This window comes from Allomuricauda sp. XS_ASV26 (assembly GCF_041224615.1).
GTDB classification, from domain to species: domain Bacteria; phylum Bacteroidota; class Bacteroidia; order Flavobacteriales; family Flavobacteriaceae; genus Flagellimonas; species Flagellimonas alginolytica.
On record NZ_JBGFGK010000033.1, the window covers coordinates 147,295 to 160,980 of the forward strand.

Genomic DNA, 13,686 nt, shown 5'->3' on the forward strand with positions numbered 1-13,686 from the left:
GCACTTCCAGTTCCTCTTTTTTACTTATTTTTGCTCTTAATTAAATTTATTCTAAATAAACACAGTGGCTACCGTTGCAGATTTACAATATGGACAAAAAGGTATAATCAAGGATTTTACCGAACATTCGCTCCCTGTTAAATTAATGGAATTGGGCTGCTTGCCCGGCAACAGTGTGGAACTGTTGCAAATAGCTCCCTTGAACGACCCCATATACATCAACCTCAGTGGAAGTCATCTCGCAATACGAAGGTCTTTGGCAGAACTCATCGAGCTGGATATTATTGAAGAAACGCAGGCCAAATGAGCAAAAACATTAATGTAGCCTTGATCGGCAACCCGAACACAGGGAAAACCTCGGTTTTTAATCAACTTACAGGACTCAAGCAAAAAGTAGGGAACTATCCAGGAATCACCGTAGAAAAAAAAGAAGGTGTCTGCAAACTTCCAAGAGGGGTCAAGGCGCACATTCTGGATTTACCTGGCACATACAGTCTCAATACAACTTCGTTGGACGAAAGCTTGGTGGTAGAACTCCTGCTCAACAAAAACGATAAGGATTATCCAGACGTTGCCGTGGTGATCAGTGATGTGGAAAACCTCAAGAGGAACCTGCTGCTTTTTACACAAATCAAGGACCTTAAGATTCCTACTATTTTGGTGATCAACATGGCCGACAGGATGGACCGCAAGGGCATCTCGTTGGACATTGAGGCCATGGAGAAAAAACTTGATACCAAGATTGCGCTGGTAAGCACCCGTAAAAATACGGGCATCGACCGAGTAAAAGAACTCATTGCCGATTACAAAAACATCTCGTCCAAACCCCTCCTCGATCCCAATCGGATTTCTCCAGAATATTTTGATCGACTACAAAAAGCCTTCCCGCAGGAAGATCTGTACAAGCTCTGGCTGGTAATCACCCAGGATGTAAATTTTATGCCGATTGAAAAAAAACGGATTCAAGATGCCACGGATTTCTCCACAAAATCAAAGGATGAGCTCAAAAAACTACAACATAAGGAAACCGTTCTTCGATATCAGCTAATCAACACTATTTTAAAGAAGACCTATAAAGTCGATTTTTTGGCGGCAAAAGGTCTTCGTGCAACCTTGGATAAGATCCTTACCCACAAAATATTCGGATACCTTATCTTTTTCGCCATTCTACTGTTGATTTTCCAGGCTATTTTCGAATGGAGCTCGTATCCCATGGACTTTATAGATGAGAGCTTTGCCTCGGCAGCTGAATGGATCAAAAACACCTTGCCGGCCGGATTGTTTACGGATTTATTGGCAGAGGGAGTAGTGGCCGGAATCGGGGGAATCGTAATTTTTATACCCCAGATCGCGTTCTTGTTCCTTTTTATTTCCATTCTGGAAGAATCCGGATACATGAGCCGTGTAGTCTTTTTAATGGACAGATTAATGAGACCTTTTGGACTGAGCGGAAAAAGTGTGGTGCCATTAATTTCGGGAAATGCATGTGCAATTCCGGCGATTATGGCCACTCGTACCATAGAAAATTGGAAGGAAAGACTTATCACCATTTTGGTCACACCTTTCACCACCTGCTCCGCTAGGTTGCCCGTGTACTTAATTCTAATTGCCTTGGTAATTCCGGAAGGCAGTTTTATAGGACTTAGTTATCAAGCATTGACCTTGATGTTGTTGTACCTGATCGGATTTGGCATGGCGCTTTTATCTGCAATGGTATTGAACAAGATCCTTAAAATAAAAAGCAGATCTATTTTTATGATAGAAATGCCTACATATCGCTTGCCTTTAATAAAAAATGTGGGCTACACCGTAATCGAAAAAACCAAAAGCTTTGTTCTGGGTGCCGGTAAAATCATTCTGGCCATTTCCATTGTCTTATGGTTTTTGGGCTCCAATGGCTATTCCGATGATTTTAAAAATGCCGAAGACATTGTTACCGAAAGAATCCAAAATGAAGGATTGAGCACCTACAGCAAAAATTATATCCAGAACAACATTGCTTCTTATCGCGAAACGGCTTTGGACGAAGGAATGGCGCCAAAGACCATTCAGGATTCTGTAAAGGTTTTAACATCGGAACTTTCCGAAAGGGCCATAGCTCAAGAAATCGCCAGTCATAAATTGGAACATTCGTACATTGGTCAAATCGGCAAGGCCTTTGAACCCATTGTAAAACCTCTGGGCTACGATTGGAAAATTGGAATTGCAGTACTGACATCGTTTGCTGCCCGCGAAGTATTCGTTGGAACATTGGCCACAATATATAGTGTTGGCAGCGATGAGGAGGAAACCATTAAAAACAGAATGGCCGCCGAACTGGATGATTCCGGAAAACCATTGTTCAACTTGGCATCGGGAATTTCGTTGATGTTATTTTATGCCTTTGCCATGCAATGTATGAGTACACTCGCCATTGTAAAAAGAGAAACAAATTCTTGGAAGTGGCCTTTGATCCAGCTGGGCTTTATGAGCGTTTTTGCCTACATTGTAGCTTTAATAGCCTACCAAATCCTAATATAACTGTAGAATGATTCAACAAATATTGGCATACGGAACCTTGGCAATAGCAGCAGGCTATCTTATTTGGAAGTTCTTCCTGCCAAAATCCCTTTTTAGTAAAAGAAAAAGCAATTCCAATTCCTGCGGAAGTGACAACTGTGGTTGCGGTTAGCAACTTCTGAATGTATTTGTCAGGTCGAGCGCTGTCGAGACCTCCATTTTAAGTATGGTATATCTTCAACTATGTCCGAAGTGGCATTCTTGTATCTTATTTTTCAACTCCTTACCCCTACTCTAAACAATTTTTCATTTTTTCTACCCCCTTTGTGTAACCTTTTGTAATTTCTTGACTATATAAGACAAACGCCAACTAAAAAAGCAGCATTTGGAAACAATTTCAGATGAAATGATCATGCAAAAAGTATCCGAGGGCAACTTGGATTTACTCAAGGAGCTTTTTGACCGACACCATAAACATGTATACAATTTTCTGTACAAAATGTCGGGAGATCGTATGTTGGCAGAAGATCTTACACAAGATGTTTTTTACAAACTGATCAAGTATCGGCACTCGTACAACAATGGATCTTTTTTGTCCTGGATGTTCACCATTGCAAGGAACAGCCTTAAAACACATTACACAAGAAAACATAAAGCCCATGACGATATCGAGGTCTTGGCCTACAAGGCGGTGGAGGAAGAAGATAATGCCACAGAAAACAATGCCCACCTACAATACGCCCTGAGCAAACTTGATCCTTACGATAGGGAACTGGTTATATTGAATCGTTATCAGGAAATCAAATACGACGACCTTGCCCAAATAATGGGAAGCACTCCCGGAGCAGTAAAAACCAAAGTGTGCAGAATCTTAAAAAAACTGAAGAATATCTATTTAGAAAGTATATAGCCATGGACAATAATCAATTGTATGACCAAATCCCGGATTATCTGGACGGCAGATTAAACCCATCTGAAAAAAACAGGTTCGAACAGCACCTTGAGCAATCCGAAGACTTCAAAAAAGAAGTAGAGGAAATGAAATCCTTTTTACAGGTAATGGACCAAAGTGTCCCCGTTCCCTCGGATAGGTTAAAGTCAAGATTTGAACAAGTTCTTGAGCAAGAAAAGGCAGAACGGGGCAAAGTGGTACAGTTGGGATCCAAAGCATCATCTATGTGGGCAGGAAATGTGCTAAAGATAGCGGCCAGCATTGCCCTATTGGTGGCAGCATTCCAGATGGGAAGTCTTTTTCAACAGCGAAAAGTGAACGAGGACATTGCACAGTTGCAAAACGAGACCAATCAAATGAAACAAACGGCCATGCTTTCCCTCATGGAAAATCAGTCTGCCAGTAAGCGGATCCAAGGAGTAAATTTTATTGAGGAATTTGAACGGCCGGATGAAGCCATTATCCAAGCTTTGAGCAATCGTTTGCTCTACGACGAAAACGACAATGTTCGAATGACCGCCTTTGAGGCATTGGTGAAATTTACTTCTTCCGAAACCGTAAAAAATACATTTATAGAGGTATTGGAAAAAGAAAAGAACCCCAGCATACAAGTCTCCATCATTCAAGCATTGGTTCAGATACAAGAGAAAAAGGCGGCCGAACCCATGAAAAAATTATTGGAAAAAGACGACACACAACCCTTTATAAAAGAACAAATCAAGGCAGTATTGCCAAGTATATCTTAAACATCAAAAAGCGAAAATCATGAGAAAATTCACAATTATTCTAATGGCCCTATTTGTGGGTGCCATTGCCAACGCGCAATCCGATTACACCAAATCACTCAACGGAATCGAATGGGTAAAAATTGAATCCAAAACGGATATTACGGTCAAAACCCATAATACCAACGAGCTCCTGATCAAATCTGGCCCAGAGGTCAAAGCCCCGGAACGCGCCAAGGGATTAAAACTAGTAGGCGAAGGCGGCACCGACAACACCAATGTTGGATTTTCCGTAGTCCAAGATGGCAACACTTTGATCGTGTACAATTTAAGAAAGAGCAAAGGGGCCGAAATATATCTGCCTGCTTCACAAAATATTGCAGTAAAAAGTACATGGAACGGAGATATCGAAATCGATGGCTTTTCTGGTGAAATAGAAGCGGATGCACAACTTAACGGAGGTGTAAAAATATTGAACATAAACGGCCCTGTAACAGCAAATTCTTTGAACGGCTCACTGGAGGTGATCTTTGGAAAAATAACCCAGAACTCCCCTATTTCCCTCTATTCCACCAATGGGGCCGTAGATGTTAGTCTTCCTGCCAACACCCCGGCCAACTTAGCCTTGAGTACGCTCAACGGAAATGTGTACACGGATTTTGACGTAAAAGCCGAGGACAAGAAAGGGCTAAAGTCCATATTGGGGCGGGATATTAAAGCATCCATCAATGGAGGGGGGGTCAAGATTTCCATGAAATCCACCAACGGGAACATGTATCTAAGAAAAAAATAAAGAGAACCTCATATCGAGCGCCTGCCTACCCATCCGGCAGGCCGGCGCTCAGAGTAACAAAACATCAATTACCTATTAAAATCAAAAAAATCGAACAGTCATGAAAAAATTAATCATCACAGCCTTTGTGGGGCTGGCAACACTATCCCTCTCCGCACAAAAAGTCATTGAAAAAAGCTTTAATTATTCAGGCCAATCCATTGATTTGGATGTTAAGTTCGCCAACAACATCGAGGTAAAGACCTGGGAAAAATCCACCGTTTATTTTAAAGCCGATATCACTATTGAAGATGGAAAATATCTGGACAAATTTAAACTTGATATTGATGAGAGCAGCAGTTTCTTAAGCATTGCTTCCAATGTAGCGGATGTGTTTGATGCCTTTAAGGCCGAATGGAAGAAAACACGCCCGGACAAAAAGGGTTATTATTTTGACGGGAAAACCTACGAATTCAATTATGTTCTTTATGTTCCCAAAGGAGCAACCCTTAAGGTTAGCAGCATTAATGGCGACCTTACATCGGAAATTATTGAAGGTAATTTTACCGCAGAACTGATCAACGGCAATGTCGATATCAAAAAATATAATGGGGATATGGATTTAAAAACCATCAACGGGGAAATAGATCTGGTAATGAAAAATTCCAGATTGGTCGCCGAAACCATTCACGGTAGCATCTATGCCGATCAGGGTATGAACCTTACTGTTTCCGACCGATATGTGGGGCAAAAAGTGGAAGGTAGCTTTGACAACGCCACCCATCGTCTAAAATTGAACACCATAAACGGAAATATGTATTTACGCCTTTAAACCAAATTGGAAACAAAAGAGTAGAGCAACAAAGCCCAACCCACGACCAAAAGCAGTCCTCCGAGCGGGGTCACTGGTCCCAAAAAACGAGGTTTATTGCCTTTTGCAGCTCCCAAGCAGAGTGCATAAATGCTAAACGAGAACAACAGTGTTCCAAAAATAAAGCAGTTAATAATCCAAGAGTCCATTGGCTTATCAAAATTTAGATTAAAGCTTAGGATCAACAGTATAATGGCATGGTACATCTGATATTTGACCCCTGTTTCAAAACTATGTAACAGTTCAGGGGTCAATTTCTTTTTTAACGCATGGGCACCAAAGGCGCCAAAAACTACCGCTAAAAGCCCGTATAGCGCACCCATTAATTGAGCCATAAAAATTGTTTCCATAGTGGTTTCAAATTTACTTATAAATCAATGTGGATTTGGTGATCGGAATCCATTCTAAAAGCGCACTCCTTATATTTTGGAGGTCCAAAAGTCTTCATCTTGGCATTGGAAAAGGCTACTTTCTCTTTTGGGATGCCCAGCCAATTGGTGTCCAACTTTCCGTTATCGTTCTCATCGTGGAAAACGGCCAAAGCATACTCTCCAGAAGGCAGGTCGGAAATATGAAGCACAACACTACCTTGGTCGGCCACCACACTTTTCGTTTTTAGTACCTGATCAAAAGACAAAAAACCTTCGTCGGAATCGTAAACCGCAACATTGACCTTTCCCTTATGGGGTTTTACATTGTTCACCTGAACGGATAAGGTGTTTTGGGAAAAGCCCACAACGGGCAATAAGAATAAAAACAAAAACCTTTTCATACTCATTGAAGTCCTTTCGCAGTTTCCTTTTGATTGATTAGTTCAGTGCGCAAAAGTGCAAATAATTCTTGGGTTTTTAGGCTATCCCTCAAGTTCATGTATAATTTCAAAGTATCGTGATGTACCACTTTTATTTTTTGTTGATAGAGGTCATCCACAAAAACATAGGCTTTGGAACTGGTTAAGGTATCCATAAAAACCCCTTTTTCCTTTTCTTTCCAAGAAAATCCGCTGGAACGTTCCATTTCGGGCAGTTTATCTACCAACAATACACTATCCATTTCGGACAGGGCAATTTTTTGATAGTAAATTCCAGACAATACCTTTAGGTTTCCATCTTCGATCTTGTGCCAGTTCTTGTAATGGGCCACAAAAGCGATCGAACAGATGATCACTGTAAAAACAATAAGCAGGTTCCAAAGCCAATGTCTTCTTTTCTTATTCATTTTTAATATCTGTTCTGTACTTATCAAACCATGCAATAGTATGGGCCACTTTGGTCATTAAATTGCTCGGTTTGTTGGCTATGCCATGGCTGGCTCCGGGAATCTCCACCAAAACAGTCTCTATTTTTCTTAGTTTAAGGGCATGGTACAACTGCTTGGCCTCGCTCGGAGGTGTTCGCAAATCGTTCATCCCGACCATCACCATAGTGGGTGTCTGTACATTACCAACGAGCGAAATAGGTGAAAATTTCCAATACCCTTCAAAATTTTCCCAAGGTTGCCCTGGATATCTATTTTCGGCATAATAAAAATAATTGTCGGCCGTCAAAGTTTTACTGATCCAGTTCATAACCGGTTTGGCCACCACGGCTGCCTCAAAACGATTGTTTTTGCCGATCATCCAAGCTGACATTATTCCTCCCGCACTACCTCCGGTCACAAACAACTGATCTTCGTGGGCCACACCTTTTTCAATGCAATGGTCCACTCCGTCCATTACATCATTATAATCCTCGCCGGGGTAATTGTTGTAGAGCAAATTGGCAAACTCCTCTCCATAACTTGTGCTACCTCTCGGGTTTGGATAGAAAACCACATATCCGGCAGCGGCATACAATTGCATTTCAATGGAAAATCTATCACCATAATTGGCAATGGGACCTCCATGGTTTTCCACCATAAAAGGATACTTTTTATTGGCGTCGTAATTGGGTGGGTAAACAATCCACCCTTGAATATCCCGCCCATCCACGGACGATTTGTACCAAACCTCCTCCACCTTGCCCAAATTTCTATAGTTGAGCAGTGCTTTGTTCAGGTTGGTTATTCTTTCAGCGTTTTTTGCTTTTGGTCCCAGAATGGCCAAATCTGCCGGGTAATTTGGTCTGGTCTGTGTAAAAACTATGGTGCCCTTGTTGGAAACACTGTACGAACCACCGGAATATGGCCTTCCCAAACTTGTGCCGCCCAGATTGTCGGCTAATTTTGTAATTTTTCCTTTGAGGGATATCAATCCCACTTTACCATTTCCTTTGTCATCATAGGATACATATATTCCATCTCCTTTTTCGTTCCATTGGATGTTCGACACGGATCGGTCCAAGTCCTCCGAAATAACACGTTGTGCACTCCCATCAATATTCATTACATGTAATTTGTATGTTTGATGGGCCTGCACCTTATCCTCATAACCCGCATAAGCGATAAGTTTTCCATCGGGAGAAACCTGCGGGTAGGAATCCGGTCCGTTACGATCGGTAAGGGCAACAATATTGCCTGTTTCCACATCAACAGAATATATCTCGCTGTTACGGAATCGATACTCCCAATCCTCTACCCTATTGGCGGAAAAGTAGATTTTGGAACCATCTTTGGCCCAGGACAAAGTACCTCTATGGTGCCAATCACCAGAAGTTATTTGGCGTGCCGCCCCGCCATTGGCAGGAATTGTAAAAATATGGTTGAACCCAGGGGCGATATATCCTCGCCCATCCGCTTCGTGGTACAAGCGATCGGTAATTCTCGGAGCTTTTTGCCATTTTGCGCCTTTTGGCTTGGATGGTATTTTAGCAATTACCGGGGGTGCTTGCGGAACGTTCATGGAAAAAGCCAATTGGTTTCCATCCGGGGACCAGGTCAACGAACTTGGGCCAAAAGGCAATTGGGTCAACTTGGCTACTTTGCCCGTACCTACCCAGTACATATATATTTCAGAACCTTCTCCAGTACTGCTGGTAAATGCGATCCGATCTCCACTGGGCGACCATCTAGGACTGCTCTCATTACTTTCCGATGCCGTAAGTTTTTGGTTCTGACTCCCATCCGAACGGATCAACCAAAGATTGCCGCGAGAGCCATCTTTCATAATATCAAAACCCATTCTTCGGTACACCACCCATTCACCATTCGGAGATATTTGAGGGTCGCTCGCATATTGAAGATCAAAAATATCGAGATAGGAAAATTCTTTTTTTTGTGCGGATGAAAATTGAAATGACAGCGCTAAAAAAAGCAAAAAAAGTGATTTATGCATGGTACTGATTTTTGTGATTTTCTAAAAGTAATGTAATTCCGTTTAGCATTCAAGACCGTACTTTCCTATTATCTTTGGAAAAGCAATTTAGCGATATGGATTTTAAAGGTAAGCACGTATTGATCACAGGGTCCTCCCGAGGCATCGGAAAAGCCACAGCTATGGCATTTGCCAAAAAAGGAGCCAAAGTAGGCATCAATTATAGGAATAATGATGCTGTCGCCCAACAAACACTTCAAGAATTGGCAGGAGACGGCCATTCACTTTTTAAGAGGGATATTTCACGAAAATCCGAAACCGAAAATCTGATACAAGATTTTGTAGATGAATACGGTCAACTTGACATATTGGTCAACAATGCCGGAATTTCCATCTTCCACGAGATTGACCAAGTAGATTTTGAACACTGGTCGCATGCCTGGGAAAAAACCTTCGAGACCAATCTTTTTGCCGTGGCCAACTTGTGCTACTGGGGAGCCAAGTCCATGATAAAGTCAGGCGGCGGACATATTGTTAGCGTATCCTCTAGAGGTGCTTTTCGTGGCGAGCCTACAAAACCGGCTTATGGTGCCAGCAAAGCTGCATTGAATTCCATGAGCCAATCCTTGGCCAAAAAATTGGCGCCGCACAACATTTATGTTGGGGTTGTAGCTCCAGGATTTACCGAAACCGAAATGGCCAAAGAAACCTTAACGGCTGCCGAACGCGAAAACTTGCTCCGAGAATCACCCTTTAAACGAATGGCGCAACCGGAAGAAGTAGCCCATGCGATCTTGTTCTTGGCATCGGCCGAGGCGGCTTATTCCTCTGGAACCATAATCGATGTAAACGGAGCCTCATATCTAAGATAGTTTATTATGAAAGCTGCTACCATTGCCCAACTAAAAAAAGAACTCCAATTTAAATCACAAGAGGACATAACACAGCTTTGCTTGCGTCTGGCCAGGTTCAAAAAAGAGAACAAGGAATTACTGACGTACCTACTATTTGAATCGGATAGTGAAGAAGGGTACATTGAAACGGTAAAAGAAGAGGTGGACCAAATGTTTACCGAAATCAACACCAATAGTTATTTCTACATTAAGAAAAGTGTTCGCAAGATCCTACGGACCATCAAAAAGTACATTCGGTATTCGGGAGACAAAGCTACCGAGGTTGAACTTTTGCTATACTTCTGTGAAAAACTGAAGACTTTTCGCCCCTCCATCCAACGAAACACTACTTTAAAAAATTTATATAACCGTCAACTGGAATACATAAGCAAAAAAATCCCTGGGCTCCATGAAGACCTACAATACGATTTCGGGACAATTCTAGAAGAGTTGCAAGTCTAAATAAGGCGAAAAGCATCATAACGCGCTGCACCAGAGTTGTTTATTTCGAAAATTCGCTTGTTTTGGATTTATTTTCTCATTGTTATTGATTAAATTGTTCCTAATTCTAACTAATCAAAACCAACCTCAACAACATGAGAATGCCAAAAAATCCACTACAGAGTTGGGTGCTACTCTGTCTTTTTCTTTCAACAATTTTCACCTATTCGCAAAATCCAGCTCCCACTACCGTTGACACTAGCTTTTATAGCGGTTTTAAATGGAGAAATATAGGTCCCGACCGAGGAGGACGCTCCTTGGGCGCCTCTGGAAGCTCGGCCAGGCCCAACGAATATTATTTTGGAGCCACTGGAGGCGGACTTTGGAAAACCATCGATGGCGGAAACACGTGGAAATGTGTTACCGATGGTTATGTCACCAGTTCATCGGTAGGAGCCGTGGCCGTGGCCGAAACCAATCCGGACGTGGTATATATAGGAATGGGCGAAACCCAACTAAGAGGAAGCATTACTCAAGGGGATGGCGTTTACAAAACTACCGACGGCGGTGAAACATGGACACATTTAGGACTGGAAGAAACCCAAGCCATTGCCAGGGTACGAGTTGACCCGACCAACGAGGACATTGTTTATGTGGCAGCACTTGGACACCCCTATGGAAATAATGAGGAACGTGGTGTTTTTAAATCTGTTAACGGCGGAAAAACATGGAAAAAAGTTCTTTATGTAAGCGATAAGGCAGGTGCCGCCGATTTAATTATTGACCCCAACACCCCCAATGTATTATATGCAAGCACATGGCAAGTATACCGAAAAGCATGGAAAATGTGGGGCGGTGGTCCCGATTGTAAATTATGGAAATCCATTGATGGTGGCGAAACTTGGACGGACCTTACCAAAAATCCGGGTATGCCGACCGGGCCTATAGGCAAAATTGGCGTTACGGTTTCTCCTGTGGATTCCAACAGGGTTTGGGCCATTGTAGAAGCCAATGAAGGTGGTGTTTTCCGTTCCGATGATGCAGGAAAAACATGGAAATTGACCAATAACGAACGTAAACTTAGGCAACGCGCCTTTTACTATTCCAGATTGGTCGCCGATCCAAAGGACAAGGATATTGTATATGGATTGAATGTTGGATTCTTTAAATCCACCGACGGAGGAGTAACCTTTGACGAGCGTATAACCACTCCCCATGGAGACAATCACGATCTATGGATAGACCCCAATAATCCCGACCGAATGATCAATGCAAACGATGGCGGTGGTGTTGTGAGCATAAACGGCGGAAAAACATGGACGGCCCAAGATTATCCTACCTCGCAGTTTTATCACGTTATGGCAACTAGCGATGTTCCCTACCATGTTGTTGGTGCACAACAGGACAACTCTACCTTGGCCATACCCAGCGATGGTTGGGATTTTATGCAGGCCAGAGGCCCAAGTCCAGATTGGTATTATGCCGTAGGTGGCGGAGAAAGTGGTTGGATTACACAAAGCCCAACAAATCCCGATGTTTTTTATGCAGGTAGCCAAGGCGCTCTTTTAACCCGCTATGATCGAAGCAATGGACAAATAAGAGATATTCAGGTCTATCCAAGATTTTTCTCCGGAGAACCTGCCAGTGCACTTCCCGAACGTTGGCAATGGACCTTCCCTATTATGTTCGCTCCCAAAGACCCCAATGTAATGTACACCTGCTCCCAACACGTTTGGAAAACCACCAACGATGGACAGACCTGGGAAAAAATAAGTCCAGATCTTACTTATGCGGACCCTGAAACTTTGGGCAAAACCGGCGGTGTGATCACTATGGACATGAACGGCCCTGAGATTTATGCCACAGTTTTTGCGTTGGCCCCATCCAATCACGACATAAATACCATTTGGGCGGGTTCCGATGATGGTAAAATACATATTACGAGAGACGGCGGCAAAAACTGGGAAGATATAACCCCTACCGAATTGCCCAAATTCTCAAGAGTGAGCATTATCGAGGAATCCATCCATAATCCGGGCACTTTATATGTAGCAGCCAACCGTTACCAAGTGGATGACCGTGCCCCTTACGTTTTTAAAACACATGATTATGGAAAAACTTGGACCAAAATAATTTCAGGCATTAAAGACGGACATTTTGCCAGGGCCATTCGAGAAGACCATCAAAAAGAAGGACTTTTGTTCTTGGCTACCGAACACGGCGTTTATTTTTCCATAAACGATGGTTCAGAATGGCAATCGCTCCAGTTAAACTTGCCGGACACCCCCATCCGCGATCTGGTAATCAAGGACAACGATGTTGTTTTAGGCTCCCATGGAAGAGGTTTCTGGATTTTGGACGACATTCAACCCCTGCGAGAGTATTCCGAAGATCTAAAGAATCAAAAAAATGTATTGTTCAAACCCACCAATGCCATACGCGGTATCTATAATGCCAACTTTCAATATTTCTTGGAAGAACAAGTGGATACGGTGACTTTCTCCATTTTTGATGCCGATAACAAACTAATCGACACCTTTGGCGGAAACCAACCTAAATACGAAAAGAGTGGGAGATCATCCTGGTGGAGCCGTTTTAGCAGTACCAAACCTACTACGGCCAAAGGTATTAATACTTTTACTTGGAACTTGCGATATCCCGGACCAACCACTTTTGATGGAATAATTATCTGGGGAGCTTCGGCAGAAGTGGGCCCCAAGGCACCTCTCGGCAACTATACCGTGCAAATGAAAGTAGGTGAGGAAGTTATCAAAAGCTATCCGTTTAAAATTGAAATAGATCCAAATTTAAAAGGTGTTACAGCTGATGACCTTGAAAAGCAATTTGAATTGGCATCCAAAATCACTGCAAAAGCCACCATTGCCAACGAAGCAGTTATCAAAATAAGAAGCATTCGCAAACAAATGGACAGTTTGGGCAAAGGAGTGTCCAGTAAAAAATTTAAAAAACTTTCTGAAGATTTTATGGCTTCCTTGACCAAAATCGAAGAAGACCTGTACCAAACCAAAAACCAATCGGGGCAAGACCCTCTGAATTTCCCGATTAAACTGAACAACCGGTTCAACGCCTTGCAAAGAAGTATCGAAAATGGGGATGCCAAACCTACCGATGCCGCTTACGTGGTGTATAATGAACTTTCTGAAGAATTGGACGGACATATGGCCAAGCTGAACAGTCTATTACAAAAAGAGCTTCCCAAGATCAATCAATTTTTAAAAGACAACCAACTATCAACCATTGAGAACAAGTAGGGTCCTTTATGGTTTTTAAAAATGAGACTTAT

General features: G+C 42.5%; 14 protein-coding genes. 10 read left to right on the top strand and 4 right to left on the bottom strand.

Features of this window, described 5'->3' with window-relative positions:
• Positions 1-64: 64 nt before the first annotated feature.
• The 7 genes from AB9K32_RS12755 to AB9K32_RS12785 all read left to right on the top strand — a co-directional run bounded on the left by AB9K32_RS12755 (position 65) and on the right by AB9K32_RS12785 (position 5,780).
• Entirely contained in the window at positions 65-307 is a 243-nt protein-coding gene (locus tag AB9K32_RS12755) for a FeoA family protein (RefSeq protein ID WP_224835771.1), read from the top strand.
• Entirely contained in the window at positions 304-2,520 is a 2,217-nt protein-coding gene (gene feoB / locus AB9K32_RS12760; protein ID WP_369885406.1) for a ferrous iron transport protein B, read from the top strand. Before AB9K32_RS12755 ends, feoB begins: the two co-directional genes overlap by 4 nt.
• Before the next feature lie 7 nt (positions 2,521-2,527).
• Complete coding sequence (locus AB9K32_RS12765) at positions 2,528-2,671, top strand: hypothetical protein (protein ID WP_369885407.1); 144 nt, start codon at positions 2,528-2,530, stop codon at positions 2,669-2,671.
• A gap of 213 nt (positions 2,672-2,884) precedes the next feature.
• Complete coding sequence (locus tag AB9K32_RS12770; protein WP_338197845.1) at positions 2,885-3,409, top strand: RNA polymerase sigma factor; 525 nt, start codon at positions 2,885-2,887, stop codon at positions 3,407-3,409.
• On the top strand, positions 3,361-4,197 hold the full coding sequence (locus tag AB9K32_RS12775; RefSeq protein ID WP_369885408.1) for a HEAT repeat domain-containing protein: 837 nt from the start codon (positions 3,361-3,363) through the stop codon (positions 4,195-4,197). The genes AB9K32_RS12770 and AB9K32_RS12775 overlap by 49 nt, the downstream gene beginning before the upstream one ends.
• Positions 4,198-4,216: 19 nt before the next feature.
• Positions 4,217-4,969, top strand: coding sequence for a hypothetical protein (locus AB9K32_RS12780; RefSeq protein WP_224835776.1), 753 nt, complete (start codon positions 4,217-4,219; stop codon positions 4,967-4,969).
• A 100-nt stretch (positions 4,970-5,069) separates the two neighbouring features.
• A complete protein-coding gene (locus AB9K32_RS12785; RefSeq protein ID WP_369885409.1) occupies positions 5,070-5,780 on the top strand; it encodes a hypothetical protein in 711 nt (236 codons plus the stop codon).
• Here AB9K32_RS12785 and AB9K32_RS12790 read toward each other — a convergent pair.
• From AB9K32_RS12790 to AB9K32_RS12805, 4 genes are read right to left on the bottom strand one after another with little or no spacing between them, the layout of a single operon-like run.
• Positions 5,777-6,169 (bottom strand): DUF423 domain-containing protein, encoded by a 393-nt coding sequence (locus tag AB9K32_RS12790; RefSeq protein ID WP_369885410.1) that lies wholly within the window; start codon positions 6,167-6,169, stop codon positions 5,777-5,779. The genes AB9K32_RS12785 and AB9K32_RS12790 overlap by 4 nt on opposite strands.
• A 17-nt stretch (positions 6,170-6,186) precedes the next feature.
• A complete protein-coding gene (locus tag AB9K32_RS12795) occupies positions 6,187-6,591 on the bottom strand; it encodes a DUF2141 domain-containing protein (protein WP_369885411.1) in 405 nt (134 codons plus the stop codon).
• A gap of 2 nt (positions 6,592-6,593) precedes the next feature.
• Positions 6,594-7,037, bottom strand: a complete 444-nt coding sequence (locus tag AB9K32_RS12800) for a hypothetical protein (RefSeq protein WP_369885412.1) — start codon at positions 7,035-7,037, stop codon at positions 6,594-6,596.
• Positions 7,030-9,069, bottom strand: a complete 2,040-nt coding sequence (locus tag AB9K32_RS12805; RefSeq protein WP_369885413.1) for a prolyl oligopeptidase family serine peptidase — start codon at positions 9,067-9,069, stop codon at positions 7,030-7,032. The genes AB9K32_RS12800 and AB9K32_RS12805 overlap by 8 nt, the downstream gene beginning before the upstream one ends.
• 95 nt (positions 9,070-9,164) lie before the next feature.
• Between AB9K32_RS12805 and AB9K32_RS12810 the strand changes: the two genes are divergently transcribed.
• The 3 genes from AB9K32_RS12810 to AB9K32_RS12820 all read left to right on the top strand — a co-directional run bounded on the left by AB9K32_RS12810 (position 9,165) and on the right by AB9K32_RS12820 (position 13,654).
• Positions 9,165-9,920, top strand: a complete 756-nt coding sequence (locus AB9K32_RS12810) for an SDR family NAD(P)-dependent oxidoreductase (protein ID WP_369885414.1) — start codon at positions 9,165-9,167, stop codon at positions 9,918-9,920.
• 6 nt (positions 9,921-9,926) lie between these two features.
• On the top strand, positions 9,927-10,403 hold the full coding sequence (locus tag AB9K32_RS12815) for a hypothetical protein (RefSeq protein ID WP_369885415.1): 477 nt from the start codon (positions 9,927-9,929) through the stop codon (positions 10,401-10,403).
• A gap of 140 nt (positions 10,404-10,543) precedes the next feature.
• Positions 10,544-13,654, top strand: coding sequence for a WD40/YVTN/BNR-like repeat-containing protein (locus tag AB9K32_RS12820; protein ID WP_369885416.1), 3,111 nt, complete (start codon positions 10,544-10,546; stop codon positions 13,652-13,654).
• Positions 13,655-13,686: the final 32 nt, after the last annotated feature.